Below are 18,176 nucleotides of genomic sequence, written 5' to 3'. Positions count from 1 at the left end.
CAGGACCGCCCGAGCCGGAGGCCCCGCCTCCGGAGTCGGCACCCGCACCGACGGGACTGGAAGCCTGGCCCCCTGCGTCCGCCGCCACAGGGCCCGGGGCCCAGGCACCGGGACGCTCGCTGCCAGGACCGTCCGGCTCCGGAGCGGAGGCGCCAGTGCCCAGGTCGCCAGGGCCGGTGGCCGGGTCGCCGGGGCCGGAGGCCGCATCCCCGGCGTCCGGAGCCACCGGGCCAGGGTCCCAGGCACCGGGGCGCCCGGTGCCGAGGCGGGTCGGACCCGGCGCGGGAGCGTCCCACGGGTGCGTCGCGCCGGGCCCCGCTCCCTCGGGCCCCACGGGCCCGCCCGCGCCCGTCCCCCTGTCCCCGTGCGAATCCATCCCGCCCCGATCCGTGTCGCTGCCGCGAGCCAGTTATCCACAGGGTTGACACCCTACGGGCCGCCGACCGACCATTGAAGTCCGGGAACCGAACGATCGGTCGGTAGGGAGTCGTGATGACGGCAGTGGCGGGTGGGACGAGCGCGGCCGAGGGCGCCGGGAGCGGCGAGGACGCGTTCCTGGCGGCGTTCGACGCCGCCGTGGCGGCCGAGGAGCGCATCGAGCCGCGGGACTGGATGCCGGACGCCTACCGCGCGACGCTGGTACGGCAGATGGCGCAGCACGCGCACTCGGAGATCATCGGCATGCAGCCGGAGGCCAACTGGATCACGCGCGCCCCGTCCCTGCGGCGCAAGGCGATCCTGATGGCCAAGGTGCAGGACGAGGCGGGGCACGGCCTGTACCTCTACAGCGCCACGGAGACGCTCGGCACGGGCAGGGACGAGCTGCTCGACAAGCTGCACGCGGGCCGCCAGAAGTACTCGTCGATCTTCAATTATCCGACGCTGACCTGGGCGGACGTCGGCGCGATCGGCTGGCTCGTGGACGGCGCCGCGATCACGAACCAGGTCCCGCTGTGCCGCTGCTCCTATGGCCCCTACGCCCGCGCGATGATCCGCATCTGCAAGGAGGAGTCTTTCCACCAGCGCCAGGGGTTCGAGCTGCTGCTCGCCCTGAGCGAGGGCACCCCCGAGCAGCACGCGATGGCGCAGGACGCGGTGGACCGCTGGTGGTGGCCGTCGCTCATGATGTTCGGCCCGCCGGACGGCGAATCCGCCCATTCGGCCCAGTCCACGGCCTGGAAGATCAAGCGGTTCTCCAACGACGAGCTGCGGCAGCGGTTCGTGGACATCTGCGTCCCGCAGGCGGAGGCACTCGGCCTCACGCTCCCCGACCCCGACCTGCGGTGGAACGAGGAAAAGGGCGGACACGACTTCGGCACGGTCGACTGGTCGGAGTTCCAGGCGGTCCTCAAGGGCAACGGTCCGTGCAACGAGGAGCGGATAACGCAGCGCCGCCGCGCCCATGAGGACGGCGCGTGGGTGCGGGACGCGGCGGCGGCATACGCGGCGAAGCAGGCGGCGGGTTCTGACGAGAAGGCGGTAGCGGCATGAGCGAGCAGACGGAGTGGCCCCTGTGGGAGGTGTTCGTGCGCTCGCGGCGCGGCCTGTCCCACACGCACGCGGGCAGTCTGCACGCGCCGGACGCGGAGCTGGCCCTGCGCAATGCGCGCGATCTGTACACCCGGCGCGGCGAGGGCGTGTCCCTCTGGGTCGTGCCGTCCGCCGCGATCACGGCCTCCTCGCCCGACGAGAAGGACCCGTTCTTCGCCCCGGCCGCCGACAAGCCGTACCGGCACCCGACGTTCTACGAGATCCCGGAGGGGGTGAAGCACCTGTGAGCGCCGCACTGGCCCTCGCCGATGACGCGCTGGTGCTCTCGCACCGGCTGGGGGAGTGGGCGGGCCACGCCCCCGTCCTGGAGGAGGAGGTCGCGCTCGCCAACATCGCGCTCGATCTGCTCGGCCAGGCGAGGTCGCTGTACTCCCTCGTCGGGGACGAGGACGAGCTGGCCTACCTCCGCGAGGAGCGGGCCTTCCGCAATGTGCAGTTGGTGGAGCAGCCAAACGGCGACTTCGCGCACACGTTCGCCCGCCAGCTCTACTTCTCCGCCTACCAGCTCCCCCTCTACCGGGCGCTCGCCGCCACGGACAGCGACTTGGCGCCGCTCGCGGCCAAGGCCGCCAAGGAGGTCGAGTACCACCTGGACCACGCCAGGACGTGGACGCTCAGGCTGGGCGACGGCACAGAGGAGAGCCACGCGCGCATGCAGCGCGCCTGCACGGCGCTGTGGAAGTTCACCGGCGAGCTGTTCCAGCCCGTCGAGGGTCTCGAGGCCGACCCGGCGGCCCTGGAGGCCGAGTGGCTGGTGGACATACGGGAGGTGCTCGAGCGCGCCACGCTGACGCTGCCCGACGGGCCGAGGCTGGGCGGCTGGGCGGCGGGCGCCGGGCGGCAGGGCCTGCACACCGAGCCGTTCGGCCGGATGCTCGCCGAGATGCAGCACCTGCACCGCAGCCACCCGGGTGCGACATGGTGACGGGCGCGCGCCCCGCGCCGTCACCCACACCGTCGCCCACCGAGCCCGGCGCGGGCGAGACGGCCCTGGAGCGCGAGCTGCGCCGGCTGGCGGGTGCCGTGCCCGACCCCGAGCTGCCGGTCGTGTCGCTGGCGGAGCTCGGCGTGCTGCGTGACGTGCGGGTGGAGTACGCGGGCGACGGGCACCGGGCGGTCCGGGTCGAGCTCACGCCGACGTACACGGGCTGCCCCGCGATAGAGACGATGGCCACCGACATAGAGCAGGTACTGCACACGCACGGCGAGCGGGACGTCTCGGTGGTCACGGTGCTGTCGCCGCCCTGGTCCACAGACGACATCAGCGCGGAAGGGCGGCGCAAGCTCGACGAGTCCGGCATCGCGCCGCCCCGGCCGCGCGGGGCGGACGGCACGGTGGCGCTGTCGCTCGCGATCCGCTGCCCCCACTGCGGATCCACGGCCACCGAGCTGCTCAGCAGGTTCTCCTCCACCGCGTGCAAGGCGCTGCGGCGCTGCACGGCGTGCGGAGAGCCGTTCGACCACTTCAAGGAGTTGTAGATGTTCCATCCGCTCCGGGTCAGCGAGGTCGAACGCCTCACGGACGACGCGGTCGCCCTCACCTTCGAGGTGCCGCCCGAGCTGCGCGAGTCCTTCCTGCACACGCCCGGCCAGCACATCGCGCTGCGCAGGACGGGCGAGGACGGCGAGGAGGTCAGGCGCACGTACTCGATCTGCGCTCCCGCCGGTGCGGAGCCGCTGCTGCGGGTCGGGGTGCGGCTGGTGGAGGGCGGCGCGTTCTCCCCCTACGCCTTCAAAGGCCTGGCCGTGGGCGACACGGTCGACGTGATGGAGCCCGCGGGCCGGTTCGTGCTGGAGCCCAGGCCCGGGCGTTTCGCGGCGGTCGTCGGCGGCAGCGGGATCACGCCGGTGCTCTCGATCGCCTCGACGCTGCTGGCGCGGGAGCCGCAGGCCCGGTTCTGCCTGGTCCGCAGCGACCGTACGGTCGCGTCGACGATGTTCCTCGACGACGTCGCCGACCTCAAGGACCGCTACCCCGACCGCTTCCAGCTGGTCACCGTGGTCTCGCGGGAGGAGCAGCAGGCAGGTCTGCCGACGGGCAGGCTGGACCGCGAGCGGCTCACCGGGCTGCTGCCCTCGCTGCTGCCCGTGGCCGATGTCGACGGCTGGTTCCTGTGCGGGCCGCTCGGCCTCGTGGCGGGCGCCGACCGTGCGCTGCGCGGGCTCGGCGTCGACCGCAGCCGCATCCACCAGGAGATCTTCCACGTGGACGCGGTGGGCGAGGCGATACCCGCGCCGCCGCCCCCGGCGGCGGGCTCCACGCTCACGGCCACGCTCGCGGGCCGGTCAGGCAGCTGGCCGGTCCAGGCGGGCGAGCCGCTGCTCGAGACGGTGCTCAGGGCGCGCGCGGACGCACCGTACGCGTGCAGGGGCGGCGTCTGCGGTACGTGCAGGGCGTTCCTCGTCTCGGGCGAGGTCACCATGGACCGCAACTTCGCGCTGGAGCCGGAGGAGACGGAGGCCGGCTACGTACTGGCGTGCCAGTCGCACGCGGCGACGCCGGAAGTGGAGCTCGACTTCGACAGGTAACGGCCCCGGGCCCGGGCGAGGCCTCCGAGGCCCCGGTGCCGGCATCCGGACCGCGCCACGCCACGTCCGCTCGCAGGGTGAACGGCAATGCCCCCGCTCCCGGCGCCGGGATCGCCGGAGAGGTGCCGGCAGGGCGGCAGGCAGCCGGCGGTCGGCGCGCTCCACGCTCAGCGGCGGCGGTCCGCGCTCTTCGACCGGTCTGCGCACGACGGTGCGCCACAGCCCAGTGGCCGGTGAACGAGCGGACGCGGCACACGGCGGCGCGCTCCGCGCTCCGCAGCTGAGGGTCGGGGCTCCCCGACCGGGCCGGCGCACGGCGGTGCGCGCCACGGGCCGATGGCCGAGCGCGCGGCGCGCGCGAGCGCGCTCGCGGGCTACAGGACCGCGGCGGAGCCGTTGTCGCCGACCAGGGGGCGTCCGGCGCCGTCCCAGGCGAGCATGCCGCCGTCGACGTTGACCGCGTCCACGCCCTGCTGCACGAGGTACTGCGTGACCTGCGCCGACCGGCCGCCCGACCTGCACACCACGTAGGCGGTGCGGCCGTCGGAGACGGCCTCGGAGACCTCGCCGAAGCGGTCGACGAACGCGCTCATCGGCACGTGCAGCGCGCCTTCGGCGTGGCCCGCGGACCACTCGTCGTCCTCCCTGACGTCGATCAGGAGGGCGTCGGCGGGCAGCGAGGTGACGTCGACGGACGGCAGCGCGGCAAAGCTCATGGTCATGCTCTCTTCCGGTTCGGGCCTGTCCTTTCGAACCTACTGCACGAGCCCGCCGAGCTCGGCCTCCCGCTCGGCGACCTGCGCGAGCAGCTGCTCGGCGACCTCTTCGAGCAGCCGGTCCGGATCGTCGGGCGCCATCCGGAGCATGGCGCCGATGGCGGACTCCTCCAGGTCCTTCGCCAGCAGCGAGAGCAGTTCCTTGCGCTGCGAGAGCCATTCGAGCCGCGCGTAGAGCTGCTCGCTCTCGGTGAGCGGCGTGGGCTTCGGGGCCGGGCCCGCCTCCCACTCCGCGGCGAGCTCCCTCAGCAGCGCCTCGTCGCCGCGTCCGTACGCGCCGTTCACGCGCGCGATGAACTCCTCGCGGCGGGCCCGCTCGTCCTCCTCCTGCGCGAGGTCGGGGTGTGCCTTGCGGGCGAGTTCGCGGTAGAGCTTGCGCGCCTCGTCGCTCGGCCGCACGCGGCGCGGCGGGCGTACGGGCTGCTCGGTGAGCATCGCGGCGGCCTCGGGGGAGAGCCCGTCGGAGTCGAGCCAGTCGTGGAACAGCTCCTCGACGCCCGGCATCGGCTGGACCATGCCGCGCGCCTCCTGCGCTTTGCGCAGGTCCTCGGGGTCGCCGCTGCGCCGCGCCCGGGCCTCGGCGATCAGGGCGTCGAGTTCGTCGAGGCGGGCGTACATGGGGCCGAGCCGCTGGTGGTGCAGTCGCGAGAAGTTCTCGACCTCGATCCTGAACGTCTCAAGGGCGATCTCGAACTCGATGAGGGCGTGCTCGGCCGCCCGCACGGCACGCTCGAGCCGGGCGCTCTGGGATTCGTGGGCTTCAGGGGGTACGTCCTGCGTCACCCGGCCAGCGTAGTGGCCCCGACCGCCGCCCCGCCCCACAGCGGGCCCCGCCACCGCGCCCCGCCGCGATACGGTCCCGTCATGTCCCGTTCAGCCGAATCCGAAGCCGAACCGTCGCCCGCCTCCCCCGTGACCGCGGACGACCTCGACCGCGCCGTCCGGCTCGCCGTCGACGTCCTGCGTACGGCGCCCGCGGAGGCGTGGGACGGCAAGGCCGGTTCGCTGGAGTGGGACTGCTGGGAGACCGTCGAGCACCTCGCCGACGACCTGTTCTTCTACGCCGCCCAACTCGGGCCGCTGCAACCGCCGCTGGACACCCACGTCCCCTTCGCCATGCAGAAGAAGCGGCCGGGCGGGCCCACGAACATGGTGTTCGCGGACCGTGCCGCCGGTCCGGGCGGCCTGATGCAGGTGCTGGAGGCGAGCGGCGCGCTGCTGGTCGCCATGGTGCGTACGGCACCGGACGAGACCCGGGCCTATCACGCGTTCGGGGTGTCGGACCCCGAGGGCTTCGCGGCGATGGGTGTCGTGGAGACGCTCGTGCACACGCACGACCTGGCGGAAGGGCTCGGGCTCGCCTGGACGCCGCCCGCCGGCCTCTGCGCGCGGACGCTCGCCCGGCTGTTCCCCGACGCCCCGGTGACGACGGACCCCTGGCTCACCCTGCTGTGGGCCACCGGGCGCGCCGGACTCCCCGGGCGCCCCCGTCTCACCGCGTGGCGTTGGGACGGCACGCCCCGGCCGCCCCGGCCGCCCCGGCCGTAGGCCGCCGGCCGCCCCGCGGTCTCAGCAGGTGCCCTTCGGGACACCCATGTGTGATTCCGCCCACCTCAGCAGCTCGTTGAGCGCGGGCTCCATCGCCGCGCCGCTCTCCGTGAGCCGGTAGGCGACCCTCAGCGGCGGGCCCTCGTCCACCTCGCGCACGACAAGTCCCGCCGCGCCGAGCTCGGTCAGCCGGTCGGAGAGCATGCGCTCGCTGATGCCTGGGATAGCCCTCCTGAGCTCGGAAAAGTGCACCGGGCGTGCCAGGAGGACGGAAATGATCGGGCCCGTCCAGCGCTTCCCGAGCAGCTCGAAGACGCGAGTGATCCCCACGTCCACCTGTTTGCACGCGTCTTCGCTGTGCTGCGCCATGCCTCACAGCCTAGTGGGAGCACTGACCTTCCAGTCGGGGGTGAAAAAAAGTAAGTGACTGTGTTATCCATAGGTACGAACGGAAGGTTCAACGCTCAAGCACCTCCCCCTCCGTTCCCCCTACCCCGTCGTGCCCTGATCCATTTGGAGAGCTTCCATGGCCACGCTTCTGCACATCGACTCGTCCCTCTTCCCCGAGGGCTCGGCGTCCCGTGAGGTCACCGCCAGGTTCGTCGAGGCCTGGAAGGAGCAGCACCCGGCCGGCACCGTGATCTACCGCGACCTGGCCGCCCAGCCGCTCCCGCACCTCGACGCCGCCGCGGCCGCCGGTGGCAAGGACCACGCCCTGCGCGCCGAGCTCGCCGCCGAGCTGGAGGCCGCCGACGCCATCCTCATCGGCGCCCCGATGTACAACTTCACGATCCCGTCGACCCTGAAGGCCTGGCTGGACCACGCGATCATCGCGGGCCACAACGCCACTCCCGACTCCGCCGTCGGCAAGAAGCCCTTCACGATCGTGGCCAGCCGCGGCGGCTCCTACGCGCCCGGCACCCCGCGCGAGGACTTCGAGTTCGTGCAGAACTACCTGCGCAAGGTCCTCGAGGGCATGTTCGGGGCGACCGACATCGAGTTCATCGTGCCCGAGCTGACCCTGGCCCCGGTCAAGGAGGAGATGGCCGCGCTGCGCCCGCTGGCCTCGAAGTCCCGCGAGCAGGCGCACGAGCAGGCCGTCACCAAGGCCAAGGACCTCGCCGCCCGTCTGGCGGCCTGACCGAGGGCCACGGCCGCACCCCCGCCAAGGCCGCACCCTCGCAAGGCCACGCCCCGCGGGGCGCCCCGCACGTACGAGCCGGGCGCCCCGCATGGCTGGTAACCGCCGCGCGGCCGCGCAACCCCTCGCCCGGAGCCCCCGCCCGTCGCTAGCCTGTGGTCCATGAGGCGCGTCTGGGGGATACCGGCACTGTTCGTACTCTGCGGCGCGGTCTTCGCGGCCGGGATGGCCTTCGGCGGGACTCCCGCCGCGGCCATCGCGCCCTTTGTGGCGTTCGTGCTGCTGGCGGCCTTGCAGTCGCCGCTCGCCTTCCCGCGCTCGATCGGCGCGGCCGAGGCCCAGCGCCGCAGCGCGTCCGACGGCCGCCCCATCGTCTTCTGGCGCCCCGGCTGCATGTACTGCATCCGCCTGCGCATGCGCCTCGGCCGCCGCGCCCGGCAGCTGCACTGGGTCAACATCTGGCTCGACCCGGACGCGGCGGCGACGGTGCGCGCCGCCAACGAGGGCAACGAGACCGTGCCGACGGTCCTGGTGGCGGACCGCCCGCACACCAACCCCGACCCCCAGTGGGTACGGGACCAGCTCTCCCGCACCGCCTGACCGCCCTGCTCAGCGGTCGCCGTCGGCAGCCGCCGTGGGCCGGTCGAGCGCCGCCTTCGACTCGTCGACGAGCCCGGTCAGGCGGGCGACCTCGTCCTCGGTCAGGTCTTCGGCGATCCCGGACGCGGCGACATTGGAGCGCAGGTGACCGGGCTTGCTCGTGCCCGGGATGACGACCATGGCGGGAGAGCGGCGCAGCAGCCACGCCAGTGCGACCTGGGCCGGCGTGACGCCGAGACGCTCCGCGGGGCCCGTCAGCGCGTGGTGGCCACTGAGCCGGCCCGACGCCAGCGGGAAGTAGGGCACGAAGAGAATGCCCTGAGCCTCGCAGTCGGCGAGCACCCGCACGCCGCTTCGGTCGATCAGGTTGAAGCGGTTCTGCACGGCCGCGATGGGAGTCACCCGCTGCGCGCGTGCCAGCATCCGCGGGGACGCGCCGGACAGACCGATACGCCGGACGAGCCCCCGCTCGCGCAGTTCGACGAGCACGCCGAGTGACTCCTCCATGGGCACGTCCGCGTGCGCTCCCGGGGTGTCACCGACGAGCCGCAGGTATGTCAGCTCGCTCGCTTCCGTCCCCATGTCGGCCAGCGCTTCGTGGACCTGCCGCCGGACCGTGTCCGGATGGCCGTCGACGATCCAGGACCTGTCCGTGCCGCGCACGGCACCGACCTTGTTGCCGACGATCACGCCCTCAGGGAGTGGCCGCAGGGCCTGTCCGATCAGCTGGTTCACCGTCCGCGGTCCGTACGCGTTCGCGGTGTCGAAGAACGTGACGCCCAGCTCGACCGCCAGGCGCAGCACCTGACGCGCCGACTCCGGGTCGTCCGGCGGCCCCCACACGTTCTGGCCCGCCAGCTGCAAGGCGCCATACCCGACACGATTCATCAACTCACCCCTCGCCGTATCACCGATGCACTCAATCCCGTATCACCAAGACGTTCCAGTGATACGCCGAATGGCGTATCGTCGCAACCGTGGACGACGACGCGAAGAGCCGCACCCGCCGGCAGATCCTCGAAGTGGCGGCCGGCATCCTGGAGCGCGAGGGCGCGCAAGCGGTCTCCACCCGCGCCGTCGCCGCGGCAGCGGGCATCCGGGCCGCGTCGCTCTACCAGCTCTTCGGCGACAAGGACGGCCTCCTCTCGGCGCTGGCCATCCACGCCTTCGACCTCTACCTGTCCGAGAAGCACACCCTCGCGCAGAGCGGCGACCCGGTCGCCGACATGCGCCGCGGATGGGACATGCACGTCGACTTCGGCCTGCGGCATCCCGCCTTCTACCTGCTGATGTACGGCTCCGATCGCCCGGGCCGCCGGCCGCCCGCGGCCGGGGAAGCCCAGGCGCTCGTCATGAGGTTCCTCAACCGTGCCGCCGACGACGGGTGCCTGCGGGTGCCGCCCGCCCTCGCCGCCCACCTCACCCTGGCGGCCGTCACGGGGGTCACGCTGTCCCTGATCGGCGCCTCGGAGGACGAGCGCGACATGGAGGTCTCCGCGAGGATGCGCGACACCCTCATCGACTCCCTCACCGTCGACCCGCCCCCGGCATCGGACGCCACCCTCGCCTCACGCGCCCTCGCCCTGGACGCCGCTCTCGACGCCGCCCTCACCGGCGCGGACGGCCCCGCCCTCCCACTCCGCCCGAGCGAGACCGCGCTCCTGCACGACTGGCTGCACGAACTCGCCCGCTAGCCAGGACGCCGGCGACCACGGCGTCGAACCGGTCGGCATCCGGCTCGGGCAACCCGGTGCCCGCGGCGGACCGGACCGGGGGTCAGGTCGAGCCGGGTCGGATCGGGTCGGGTCGGGCTAGCCGTTGCCGCTGCCTGCTTCGATCCCGGTCGCCGGCGCCTGCTGGGTGGCCGCCCACGACGCCAGGAGCGCCAGGTTGTCGGCGGTCGGTGTGCCCGCGGCCGCGGTGCAGACGTTGAGGTGCAGGCCGGGTTCTGCGGGCAGCTCCAGGGACTCGACGTCCAGGTCGAGCCGGCCCACGATCGGATGGTGCATGCGCTTGCGGCCGGACCGGTGCAGCCGCACGTCCTGGGATGCCCACCGCTGCCGGAACAGCTCACTGCACGTCGACAATTCGCCGACCAGGGCGACCAGCTCCTCGTCGTGCGGATCGCGGCCGGCTTCCATGCGCAGCTTCGCGGCCGCGTCACCGGCGATCCGGTCGTAGTCGACGAAGAAATCCCTGGCCGCCTCGGGGTTCAGATAGAGGAACCGCGCCATGTTCGCGGGCCGTCGCGAGTCGGCCAGTACCGGCGAATACAGCGCGCGAGCGAGCTGATTCATGGCGAGCACGTCATAGCGGCCGTTGACGATCCAGGCCGGCGCATCGGAGATCGCGTCGAGCACCTGCCGCAGCGTCGAGCGCACCGTCACGGCGGGCCTGCGCCGGCGTGGGCCGCCGGGCGTCCTGGATCGGCGCGCGAGGCGGAACAGGTGGTCGCGCTCGGCCTCGTCGAGTTGCAGGGCGGAGGCCAATGCGTCGAGCACGCCGTCGGAGGCACCGGCGAGGCTGCCGCGCTCCATGCGCACGTAGTAGTCGACCGATACCCCCGCCAGCAGCGCCACCTCCTCGCGGCGCAGACCCTTGACCCGGCGGTTGCCGCCGTAGGCGGGCAGCCCCGCCTGCTCGGGTGCGATACGGGCGCGACGCGAGCCGAGGAACTCCCGGATCTCGGTGCGTGGATCCTTCGTGGCCATCCCCTCACCGTAAGCCCGTCCCGCGGTCAAGGGGTGCCCGATGCGGTCGTCGCGATGCCGCCGTCCACCGGGACGACGGTACCCGTGAGGTAGGACCCGGCCCGGCTTGCGAGAAACACCGCGACACCCGCCATGTCGTCGTCGCGGCCGAGCCGGCGCAGAGGGGCCGACGCCGCGATCGTGTCGCCGATGGCATCGAGCGTGGACTCCATCATCCGCGACGGGAAAACCCCTGGCGCCACCGCGTTCACCGTCACGTGCTGTGGGCCCAGCTCTCTGGCGAGCACTCTGGTGAGTTGATGGAGTGCCGCTTTGCTGGCGGCGTACGAGTAGTTGGGCGACTCGGCGACGTGAATGGCGCCGATGCTGCCGATGTTGATGATCCGCGCGGGATCGTCGGCGGTGCCCGCCCTGCGAAGTGCGGGGAGCAGCGCCTGCACCAGCCAGAACGGCGACTTAAGGTTGAGGTCGAGCACTGAGTCCCAGGCCTCGTCCGGGAACGTCTCCAGCGGCTCGCGCCACATCGCTCCCGCGTTGTTGACGAGGATGTCCAGGCGTTCCGAGTCGTCCTTGACGAGATCGGCGAGGCGCCGGCACTCGTCGTGCCTGGACAGGTCGGCGGGGATTGCCTGGACCTCGCCGAATGCGGAGAGCAGATGCTGCGCCTCCGCGCACGTGTCCGCGTCGCGTGAGCTGATGACGACGCGCGCGCCCGCCTGGAGAAGGCCGCGCGCGATCATCATCCCGATTCCCTTGGTGCCGCCGGTGACAAGGGCGTATTTCCCACTCAGATCGAAAAGGCCCCTGTGAGTGGTGAAGTGATTTTCCGCCATTGGTCTCCGCCCCGTCTGCGTTGTCGCCGCTTTCGGCTACAGCAGGTTGGCAGGCGTGTGGGACGTCGGGGAGACCCTGGTGTCACAGGTACCGCGAGGGCCCCCTTGCCAGGCCCGGGCGTCAGGGGCCCGGAGGGGCCTGCGGGGGGCGCTTTCGTTCGTCGGAGAGGGCGGTCAGCCGGGTGGGAGTGTGCCCGTACTGCTTCTTGAAGGCGCGGATGAAGTGGCTGCTGTCCGCGAAGTGCCAGTGTGCCGCGAGCTCCGAGACGGTCGGCCGGGCGAAGGGCGCGAGCAGTTCCTGCCGTGCGCGCTCCAGCCGTCTGCGGCGGACGTACGCCGTCACCGACTCCTCCGCAGTGGTGAACGCGCGGTGCAGGGTGCGCACGGAGACGTTGAGGCGGCGGGCCAGCGTCGCGGGGGACAGGTCCGGGTCGGTGAGGTGTTCGTCCGCGAGGTCCATGGCGGCGCGGGCGAGCGCGGGAGCCAGCCGGGGTTCGGTGTCGTCGAACTCATGCCGCAGGACGGTCCTGACGAGTTCTATCAGCGCGTCGCGTGCGCCGTGCAGGCCCGTGGGGCTGAGGTCGTGCGCGGTCTCGCGGACCATCGCGACGTGAGCCGTCAGGAGGCGCATCTCTCCGGAGCCGGCCGGACCGACGACCGGCTTCCCGCCACTGGCACGGCCGAGCACGGCGGTGGGAAGGAGTAGGACGGTCGCCTCGGTGCCGGGTCGCACGTCGAACAGCAGGGGCGGGTTGTTGCGACGGGCGATGAAGGCCCCGGCCGGGACGGCGATGTCCTCCCCTCGTCCGGAGGGCGAGGAGAAGCGCCAGGAACCCCGCCGCACCAGGTGCAGCTCGAACCGGTCGCCGTTGTCACGGGCCACCGTGGGCTGTCCGAGGAAGCGTTCGCTGTAGACGTCGGAGATGTGCACGTCGTGCACGACGGCGCCCCGGACCCTGATCCGGAAGTCCCCGCGCTCGCCGAGGTCGAGCGAGGGCAGCGGCCAGGGCTCGCCGGTCTGCGTCTCGAAGGACTGCCGGAAGGCGTCGAACCCGTCCCTGCCCGTCCTCGCCCCCGTGACGTCCAGGGTGAACGTCCTCTGCGGCGGCTCCCGCGGCGGCTCCTGCGCCGGCCCCGCAGGCCCCGCCGGTCCCTCCGGCCCCTCCGCACGAGCTGTCTCCACGCTGTCCTCTTCCGTCAGGCACGGAGATCCACCAGTGTGACGCTCAGATCCAAGCGCTCCCCGCGACGAGGTGACGAAACTACAGGCCTTGGAACTACGTCAGTTGAACGAGGTTGTCTGCCCATGACTGAAACGACTCCCCACCAGGCGATGGACGAGACCGCCACCGGTCCGGCAGCGGACATCGCGAGCCTGATCAACCTGATCGGCGGCGGCGTGACCGTCCAGACCCTGCACGCGGTCGCCGCGCTCCGCATCCCCGACCACCTCGCCGCCGGAGCCCGCACGGCGGCCGAGGTGGCCGACCGCGAGGGCTCTGACGAGCGTGCCACCTACCGGCTGATGCGCGCGGCCGCCTCGCTGGGCGTGCTCAGCCACGAAGGCGCGGGCCGCTTCGGCCTCACCGGCCGGGGCCGGCTGCTGCGCACCGACGAGCCCGGCTCCCTGCGCTCCCTCCTGCTCGTCCAGGCCGGGCACGCGCACTGGAAGTCCCTGGGCCTGCTGCCCGAGGCCGTGCGACAAGGCACCAGCCAGACACACGACGCGCTGGGCGCGGACATATTCGACTACCTCGCCCGGCCGGAAAACGCGGACGAGGCGCGGCTGTTCGCCGCTGCGATGGGCGAGCTGTCCGAGGCGGTCACCCAGGGTGCCGTCGCGGCCGTCGGCACGGACGGCGTGACCAGCGTGCTCGACGTCGGCGGCGCGGACGGACACTTCGTCCTGGCACTGCTGGCGGCCGCCCCCGGGCTGCGCGGCGGGGTGCTCGACCTGCCGCACGCCGTCGACGGCGCGGCCCGGGAGGCCGGGCGGCGCGGCCTGACGGACCGGTTCTCCGCGGTGGCCGGCGACTTCTTCACCGAGGTGCCCGCCGCTGACCTCTACCTGCTCAAGACGGTCCTGCACGACTGGGACGACGAGCGATGCCTGACCATCCTGGGCAACTGCCGTTCCGCCACCCGCCCGGGCGGACGTGCCCTGGTCGTGGAGACCGTCGTCGGCGAGATCGGCAAGCCTGACTTCGCCACCATGTCGGACATGGCGATGCTCGCCGTCACCGGCGGCGTCGAACGGGACCTGAGCGAGTTCGACGCGCTCTTCACCGCCTCCGGCTGGCGCCGCGGCCGGACGTACCCCGTCGGCGGCGGCTACTCGGGCCTCGAACTCGAAGCCGTCTGACCGCGCCCCGCACGGGCCGCGTGCAAGGCGCGGCTCCGTGCAGCGCACCCGGTACGGGGCCGACGGCCGCCCCACGGGAATGCGTTCGCCGCCCCGCTCGTGCTGACGGCGTGACACCCGCTACCGTCATGCGGCAGAACGCCAACAAGGGGAGGCGAGTTCGTTGCCGGCAGCGGACGACCGGATGAGCGGTTCGGCTTACCAACTGACCGATCTGGGCACCGACCGCGCCCACCCCGCGCGCATCTACGACGTGTTCCTCGGCGGCAAGACGAACTACGCGGCCGACCGCGCGATGGCCGACGCGGTGGCGCAGAAGATGCCCACGGTGAAGACGGCCGCCGTGGCCAACCGGCGGTTCGTGCTGCGTGCCGTGCGCCATCTGGCCGGGCAGGCCGGCATACGCCAGTTCCTCGACATCGGCACCGGCATCCCGACCTCGCCCAACCTGCACGAGGTCGCGCAGGGGACCGCGCCGGAGGCCCGAGTCGTCTACGTCGACAACGACCCCATCGTCCTGGCCCACTCGCGTGCCCTGCATGTCACCAACCCCGCCGGCCGTACGACCTACCTCCAGGCCGACTTCACCGACCCGGACAGCATCCTCACCGCACCGCGACTCCACGACACGATCGACCTCACCCAGCCGGTCGCGCTGACGATGGGCCTCCTGCTGCACTGGATCGACCCGAAGGACGAACCGCACGCAATCGTCCGCCGCCTGGTCGACGCGCTGCCCGTCGGCAGCTACCTGGTGATCAGCGTCTTCGCGCGGGAGCTCGCGGGCCGATCCGCCTCCCTGCACGACGACTTCGCCGCCGAAGACACCGCCCTGCGCTCCCTCGGCCGGGACGAGACGCTCGCGTTCTTCGACGGCACCGAGCTCGTGGAGCCCGGCCTCGTGCCGCCCCACCGGTGGCGTCCCGACCCGGTCGTGACCGACATCGGGGCGGCCCCCGCGACCACCCTCGACGACACCGCCGCACCGGTCTGGGCAGGAGTCGCCGTCAAGCGGCCCACGACCGTCCCGTCACCGCGCTCGGGCGACTCCCGCCGCGACTGACCTCATCGAGCGGCCGGCCCGCACGGCGTGCGGCCCCCGCCGGCCTCGTCTCTGCGACCATCCGTGGCATCCGAGTCGTCGAACCAGTCGTCGCCCTCATCGGTGACCTAGGGCCTGTCTGACAATGCCCAGGGCCGTATCGGCGGCGTCTAGGAGGGCGGTGTGGGACGCGGTCTAGGACGCGCCGTCGCTGGCAGCGTTGCTGCCATGCCGGTTGAGGCGATCGACTGCTTGCTCGCTCCATGCCCGGATGACTGATGCCTGCTCGGGGGTCAGTGAGTCGAGGAAGTGGCGGCGGATGTTGCCGCCGTGCACGAAGATGGCAGTCTGGGCGGCGCGGCGCCCCTCGGCGGTCAGCCCGATCCCCGCGCGGCGACCATCGGCCCCGTACTGAGTGCGCTTGACGAAGCCGCGTTTTTCCATGCGCGTGAGCTGGTGTGACACGCGGCTCTTGTCCCAGTCAAGCGACTCGGAGAGCTCGCCGACACGCATCTCGCGGCCAGCGGCCTGCCACAGTGTCACCAGCACGCTGAACTCGGCCTTCGAGATGTCGCAGTCACGCTGTAGACCACGCTCCAGCTCCCGGGTGAGCAGGCGTTGCGCGCGCATCCAGGTATCCCAGAACTCCCACTCCTCGGGTTCAAGCGATCGAGTCTCCGTCATGTCGCCGAGGATACCGCGACCAGCAGAGTTGTCACTTCAACTTCTCTCAATCTAGAGTTGACGTGACAACTCTCTGGGAAGGAAGACCATGCCACTCCGCATCGCACTCATCCTCGGAAGCACCCGCCCCGGCCGCCGCGGCGACCAGATCGCCGCCTGGGCACTGGAGGCCGCCCGTGCCTACGGCGGCGCCGACTACGAACTCATCGACCTCGCCGACCACGACCTCGGCAACCTCGACGAGCCCGGCAACCCGAATTTCCAGCAGTACCAGCACGACCATACCCGCGCCTGGGGCGCACTCATCGACAGCTTCGACGGCTACGTGTTCCTCGTCCCCGAGTACAACCACTCCTACCCCGGAGCCCTGAAGAACGCCCTGGACTACGTCTACCGGGAGTGGAACGACAAGGCCGCCGGGATCATCAGCTACGGCGGCTGGGTCGCCGGGGTACGGGCCGCCGAGGCACTGCGGCTCGTCCTCGCCGAACTCCAGGTGGCCACGGTCCGGGCCCAGCCCACCATCTCGACACACCCCTCGTTCCACACCGGCACCTTCGTCCCCCAGGAAGGCCTCGACACCGCCGTGGGCGGCATGCTCGACCAGGTGATCGCCTGGTCCGGCGCCCTGCGCGGGGTCCGTGAGGCCAAGACCCAGACGGCCACGGCTGCATGAAGCCCAGCTCGTGACCGATCACGTGACAGGACGCGGCGAACTGACGGACGATGCATGGGAGACGCTGAAGCCCCTGCTACCGGCTGCCGATGGACCCGGCCGTCCGTGGCGCGACCACCGGCAGGTAATCAACGGCGTGTTATGGCGGCTGCGAACAGGTGCTCCCTGGCGTGACCTGCCAGAACGCTACGGGCCGTGTCAGACGGTTTATGAGCGGTTCGCCCGTTGGGAGCGGGACAGGACCTGGGCCCGCCTCCTGGAGCAGATTCAGGCGCGGGACGACTCCGTCGGAGCGGTGGAATGGACGGTGTCGGTGGACTCCACCATCAACCGCTCCCACCAGCACGCGGCCGGCGCCCGGAAAAGGGGGCGGGCGCGAACAGCGGGGTGGAAGGTTCGGCACGCTCGGCGGCCGACCAGGCGCTGGGCCGCTCCCGCGGCGGGCTGACCACCAAAGTCCATCTCGCCTGCGATGGCCGAGGCCTGCCTCTGACTGTCGTCCTCACTCCCGGCAACGTCAACGACTGCACCGTGTTCAAAGCGGTGCTGGAATCTATGCGGGTGCCTCGGGCAGGCGCCGGGCGTCCGCGGCAAAGACCCGACACGGTCATCGCGGACAAGGCGTACTCATCACGGGAGGTCCGACAGTACCTGCGCCGCCGGGGCATCCGCGCAGTCATCCCGGAGCGGACCGACCAAAGGGCCAATCGCCGGCGCCGCGGCAGAGCCGGTGGCAGACCAACGGCCTTCGACCCTGAACTCTACAAAGCCCGCAACGTGGTCGAGCGCTGCTTCAGCCGCCTCAAGCAATTCCGAGCCATCGCAAGGCGCTTCGACAAGCTGGCAACCCGCTATCGGGCCGGACTCCACATCGCCTCACTCATCCTTTGGCTCCGCCAACCCGCTCACGAACGATTGCCAGACACGGCCTAGGTCTTACAGTGGCGCGTGAGCCCCAGCGGGGTCAGCGCCGGACGGCAGACGACGTTGCCGACATTCGGTTCCACCCCTGGCAGATCCTCGAGTGCGCGAGACCCTCGGCTACAGCTTCACGGAGAGGTTCCCCACTGTGGCGGTTATGGTCAGCTCGCCGTCAATCGCGTGCAGGTACGCGGCCATGGTGGAGGTGTCCAGGCTGGCGAGGCCCCGCTCGATCTGGCTGACCCGCCCCTGGGTGACACCCATCTCCTTGGCGAACTGGGCCTGAGTAAATCCCTGGGCCTTACGGAGAGCGGCCAGTTCATGCCCCCGCTCGGCATCGACCATCTCCCCCTTGATGGCCTCGATGCGCTCACGCTTCTCCGGGGTGATGTCGCCCGTCAAGTCGGCCATGGTGCCGAGTTTCATCTGCCCTGCCCTGCCCTTCTCTCTTCTCCTGCTCCAGCGCCTCAAGATAGGCGGTGTACTTCCCGTCCGCTTCCTTGATCGCCTTGGGATACCAAGCCGCCCACTGCCGCCCGGCCGCCTTATTGCCGGCTACCAGGAAGATCGCCCGCCGTTCCGGGTCGAAGACGAAGAGCAGCCGGATACTTACCGTCCCGCCACTGCGCGGACGCAGCTCCCGCATGTTCCGGTAGCGACTTTTCTCGATCGCGCCGACTGTCGGACGGCGAAGCGCTGGGCCTACTTCCTGGAGCCTTTCCAGAGCGGCTATGACATGCAGGTGGCTGGTGGTCAATGTCACCGCGAAGGCCTGACGTCGGCGGTCGGCCGCCGAAGGCAC

General features: G+C 71.6%; 23 protein-coding genes. 13 read left to right on the top strand and 10 right to left on the bottom strand.

The window, feature by feature from the left end:
- Positions 1-492: 492 nt before the first annotated feature.
- From paaA to JFN87_RS08780, 5 genes are read left to right on the top strand one after another with little or no spacing between them, the layout of a single operon-like run.
- On the top strand, positions 493-1,491 hold the full coding sequence (gene paaA / locus JFN87_RS08800; RefSeq protein WP_209339363.1) for a 1,2-phenylacetyl-CoA epoxidase subunit PaaA: 999 nt from the start codon (positions 493-495) through the stop codon (positions 1,489-1,491).
- Positions 1,488-1,778 (top strand): 1,2-phenylacetyl-CoA epoxidase subunit PaaB, encoded by a 291-nt coding sequence (gene paaB, locus JFN87_RS08795; RefSeq protein ID WP_030905597.1) that lies wholly within the window; start codon positions 1,488-1,490, stop codon positions 1,776-1,778. Before paaA ends, paaB begins: the two co-directional genes overlap by 4 nt.
- Entirely contained in the window at positions 1,775-2,476 is a 702-nt protein-coding gene (paaC, locus tag JFN87_RS08790; protein ID WP_209339362.1) for a 1,2-phenylacetyl-CoA epoxidase subunit PaaC, read from the top strand. The genes paaB and paaC overlap by 4 nt, the downstream gene beginning before the upstream one ends.
- The gene (paaD, locus tag JFN87_RS08785; protein ID WP_209339361.1) at positions 2,470-3,030 is read left to right on the top strand and encodes a 1,2-phenylacetyl-CoA epoxidase subunit PaaD; all 561 of its coding nucleotides are present in this window, start codon (positions 2,470-2,472) and stop codon (positions 3,028-3,030) included. The genes paaC and paaD overlap by 7 nt, the downstream gene beginning before the upstream one ends.
- On the top strand, positions 3,031-4,080 hold the full coding sequence (locus JFN87_RS08780; RefSeq protein ID WP_209339360.1) for a 2Fe-2S iron-sulfur cluster-binding protein: 1,050 nt from the start codon (positions 3,031-3,033) through the stop codon (positions 4,078-4,080).
- A 374-nt stretch (positions 4,081-4,454) separates the two neighbouring features.
- On the opposite strand, the gene JFN87_RS08775 is transcribed toward JFN87_RS08780, so the two are convergent.
- Complete coding sequence (locus JFN87_RS08775) at positions 4,455-4,796, bottom strand: rhodanese-like domain-containing protein (protein ID WP_209339383.1); 342 nt, start codon at positions 4,794-4,796, stop codon at positions 4,455-4,457.
- A 39-nt stretch (positions 4,797-4,835) separates the two neighbouring features.
- Positions 4,836-5,639 carry a hypothetical protein gene (locus tag JFN87_RS08770; protein ID WP_209339359.1) on the bottom strand — a complete coding sequence of 268 codons (804 nt, stop codon included), beginning with the start codon at positions 5,637-5,639 and terminating at the stop codon, positions 4,836-4,838.
- 81 nt (positions 5,640-5,720) lie between these two features.
- Between JFN87_RS08770 and JFN87_RS08765 the strand changes: the two genes are divergently transcribed.
- Positions 5,721-6,404: a hypothetical protein gene (locus JFN87_RS08765; protein ID WP_209339358.1), complete on the top strand. Its 684-nt coding sequence runs from the start codon at positions 5,721-5,723 to the stop codon at positions 6,402-6,404.
- Positions 6,405-6,425: 21 nt separating this feature from the next.
- Here the strand turns inward: JFN87_RS08765 and JFN87_RS08760 are convergent, their stop codons facing one another.
- Complete coding sequence (locus JFN87_RS08760; protein ID WP_209339357.1) at positions 6,426-6,773, bottom strand: winged helix-turn-helix transcriptional regulator; 348 nt, start codon at positions 6,771-6,773, stop codon at positions 6,426-6,428.
- 157 nt (positions 6,774-6,930) lie between these two features.
- Here JFN87_RS08760 and JFN87_RS08755 point away from each other — a divergent pair, with 157 nt between their 5' ends.
- Positions 6,931-7,545: an FMN-dependent NADH-azoreductase gene (locus JFN87_RS08755; RefSeq protein ID WP_209339356.1), complete on the top strand. Its 615-nt coding sequence runs from the start codon at positions 6,931-6,933 to the stop codon at positions 7,543-7,545.
- Positions 7,546-7,707: 162 nt separating this feature from the next.
- On the top strand, positions 7,708-8,145 hold the full coding sequence (locus JFN87_RS08750) for a glutaredoxin domain-containing protein (protein ID WP_209339355.1): 438 nt from the start codon (positions 7,708-7,710) through the stop codon (positions 8,143-8,145).
- A 9-nt stretch (positions 8,146-8,154) separates the two neighbouring features.
- On the opposite strand, the gene JFN87_RS08745 is transcribed toward JFN87_RS08750, so the two are convergent.
- Entirely contained in the window at positions 8,155-9,033 is an 879-nt protein-coding gene (locus JFN87_RS08745) for an aldo/keto reductase (protein ID WP_209339354.1), read from the bottom strand.
- Between the two features lie 89 nt (positions 9,034-9,122).
- On the opposite strand from JFN87_RS08745, the gene JFN87_RS08740 reads away from it, so the two are divergent.
- A complete protein-coding gene (locus JFN87_RS08740) occupies positions 9,123-9,839 on the top strand; it encodes a TetR/AcrR family transcriptional regulator (protein WP_209339353.1) in 717 nt (238 codons plus the stop codon).
- 117 nt (positions 9,840-9,956) lie between these two features.
- Here the strand turns inward: JFN87_RS08740 and JFN87_RS08735 are convergent, their stop codons facing one another.
- The 3 genes from JFN87_RS08735 to JFN87_RS33575 form a co-directional block, all read right to left on the bottom strand.
- Positions 9,957-10,856 carry a helix-turn-helix transcriptional regulator gene (locus JFN87_RS08735; RefSeq protein ID WP_209339352.1) on the bottom strand — a complete coding sequence of 300 codons (900 nt, stop codon included), beginning with the start codon at positions 10,854-10,856 and terminating at the stop codon, positions 9,957-9,959.
- Positions 10,857-10,882: 26 nt separating this feature from the next.
- On the bottom strand, positions 10,883-11,689 hold the full coding sequence (locus tag JFN87_RS08730) for an SDR family oxidoreductase (RefSeq protein WP_209339351.1): 807 nt from the start codon (positions 11,687-11,689) through the stop codon (positions 10,883-10,885).
- Positions 11,690-11,810: 121 nt separating this feature from the next.
- Complete coding sequence (locus tag JFN87_RS33575) at positions 11,811-12,872, bottom strand: helix-turn-helix domain-containing protein (protein WP_307865371.1); 1,062 nt, start codon at positions 12,870-12,872, stop codon at positions 11,811-11,813.
- Between the two features lie 123 nt (positions 12,873-12,995).
- On the opposite strand from JFN87_RS33575, the gene JFN87_RS08720 reads away from it, so the two are divergent.
- Both JFN87_RS08720 and JFN87_RS08715 read left to right on the top strand, forming a co-directional pair.
- Positions 12,996-14,051 (top strand): methyltransferase, encoded by a 1,056-nt coding sequence (locus JFN87_RS08720; protein WP_209339350.1) that lies wholly within the window; start codon positions 12,996-12,998, stop codon positions 14,049-14,051.
- A gap of 184 nt (positions 14,052-14,235) precedes the next feature.
- Positions 14,236-15,114, top strand: a complete 879-nt coding sequence (locus JFN87_RS08715) for an SAM-dependent methyltransferase (RefSeq protein ID WP_209339349.1) — start codon at positions 14,236-14,238, stop codon at positions 15,112-15,114.
- A 174-nt stretch (positions 15,115-15,288) separates the two neighbouring features.
- Here the strand turns inward: JFN87_RS08715 and JFN87_RS08710 are convergent, their stop codons facing one another.
- Positions 15,289-15,777, bottom strand: coding sequence for a MarR family winged helix-turn-helix transcriptional regulator (locus tag JFN87_RS08710; protein WP_209339348.1), 489 nt, complete (start codon positions 15,775-15,777; stop codon positions 15,289-15,291).
- 88 nt (positions 15,778-15,865) lie between these two features.
- Between JFN87_RS08710 and JFN87_RS08705 the strand changes: the two genes are divergently transcribed.
- A complete protein-coding gene (locus tag JFN87_RS08705) occupies positions 15,866-16,453 on the top strand; it encodes an NADPH-dependent FMN reductase (RefSeq protein ID WP_209339347.1) in 588 nt (195 codons plus the stop codon).
- Positions 16,454-16,475: 22 nt separating this feature from the next.
- Positions 16,476-17,386 (top strand): IS5 family transposase gene (locus tag JFN87_RS08700; protein ID WP_209339381.1). Its coding sequence is split into 2 segments (ribosomal slippage): positions 16,476-16,815 and positions 16,815-17,386, totalling 912 coding nucleotides; the frame shifts between segments, so codons are not numbered across the junction.
- 108 nt (positions 17,387-17,494) lie between these two features.
- On the opposite strand, the gene JFN87_RS08695 is transcribed toward JFN87_RS08700, so the two are convergent.
- Both JFN87_RS08695 and JFN87_RS08690 read right to left on the bottom strand, forming a co-directional pair.
- On the bottom strand, positions 17,495-17,785 hold the full coding sequence (locus JFN87_RS08695) for a helix-turn-helix domain-containing protein (RefSeq protein WP_245178977.1): 291 nt from the start codon (positions 17,783-17,785) through the stop codon (positions 17,495-17,497).
- Positions 17,745-18,137, bottom strand: coding sequence for a type II toxin-antitoxin system RelE/ParE family toxin (locus tag JFN87_RS08690; RefSeq protein ID WP_307865370.1), 393 nt, complete (start codon positions 18,135-18,137; stop codon positions 17,745-17,747). Before JFN87_RS08690 ends, JFN87_RS08695 begins: the two co-directional genes overlap by 41 nt.
- Between the last annotated feature and the right edge of the window lie 39 nt (positions 18,138-18,176).

The organism is Streptomyces montanisoli (genome assembly GCF_017813245.1).
In the GTDB taxonomy this organism is placed as follows: Bacteria; Actinomycetota; Actinomycetes; order Streptomycetales; family Streptomycetaceae; genus Streptomyces; species Streptomyces montanisoli.
The sequence above is the reverse complement of the archived record's forward strand: the minus strand, read 5'-3'. Positions and strand labels throughout refer to the sequence as shown.

Excerpts from the sequence above, each read along its gene's own strand:
- JFN87_RS08755 (WP_209339356.1), top strand. The coding sequence starts at position 6,931 with ATGGCCACGCTTCTGCACATCGACTCGTCCCTCTTCCCCGAGGGCTCG.
- JFN87_RS08730 (WP_209339351.1), bottom strand. The coding sequence starts at position 11,689 with ATGGCGGAAAATCACTTCACCACTCACAGGGGCCTTTTCGATCTGAGT.
- JFN87_RS08705 (WP_209339347.1), top strand. The coding sequence starts at position 15,866 with ATGCCACTCCGCATCGCACTCATCCTCGGAAGCACCCGCCCCGGCCGC.
- JFN87_RS08720 (WP_209339350.1), top strand. The coding sequence starts at position 12,996 with ATGACTGAAACGACTCCCCACCAGGCGATGGACGAGACCGCCACCGGT.
- JFN87_RS08760 (WP_209339357.1), bottom strand. The coding sequence starts at position 6,773 with ATGGCGCAGCACAGCGAAGACGCGTGCAAACAGGTGGACGTGGGGATC.
- JFN87_RS08750 (WP_209339355.1), top strand. The coding sequence starts at position 7,708 with ATGAGGCGCGTCTGGGGGATACCGGCACTGTTCGTACTCTGCGGCGCG.
- JFN87_RS08695 (WP_245178977.1), bottom strand. The coding sequence starts at position 17,785 with ATGGCCGACTTGACGGGCGACATCACCCCGGAGAAGCGTGAGCGCATC.
- JFN87_RS08710 (WP_209339348.1), bottom strand. The coding sequence starts at position 15,777 with ATGACGGAGACTCGATCGCTTGAACCCGAGGAGTGGGAGTTCTGGGAT.
- JFN87_RS08715 (WP_209339349.1), top strand. The coding sequence starts at position 14,236 with ATGAGCGGTTCGGCTTACCAACTGACCGATCTGGGCACCGACCGCGCC.
- paaD (WP_209339361.1), top strand. The coding sequence starts at position 2,470 with ATGGTGACGGGCGCGCGCCCCGCGCCGTCACCCACACCGTCGCCCACC.
- JFN87_RS08745 (WP_209339354.1), bottom strand. The coding sequence starts at position 9,033 with ATGAATCGTGTCGGGTATGGCGCCTTGCAGCTGGCGGGCCAGAACGTG.
- JFN87_RS08735 (WP_209339352.1), bottom strand. The coding sequence starts at position 10,856 with ATGGCCACGAAGGATCCACGCACCGAGATCCGGGAGTTCCTCGGCTCG.
- JFN87_RS08765 (WP_209339358.1), top strand. The coding sequence starts at position 5,721 with ATGTCCCGTTCAGCCGAATCCGAAGCCGAACCGTCGCCCGCCTCCCCC.
- JFN87_RS08780 (WP_209339360.1), top strand. The coding sequence starts at position 3,031 with ATGTTCCATCCGCTCCGGGTCAGCGAGGTCGAACGCCTCACGGACGAC.
- JFN87_RS08775 (WP_209339383.1), bottom strand. The coding sequence starts at position 4,796 with ATGAGCTTTGCCGCGCTGCCGTCCGTCGACGTCACCTCGCTGCCCGCC.
- paaA (WP_209339363.1), top strand. The coding sequence starts at position 493 with ATGACGGCAGTGGCGGGTGGGACGAGCGCGGCCGAGGGCGCCGGGAGC.
- paaB (WP_030905597.1), top strand. The coding sequence starts at position 1,488 with ATGAGCGAGCAGACGGAGTGGCCCCTGTGGGAGGTGTTCGTGCGCTCG.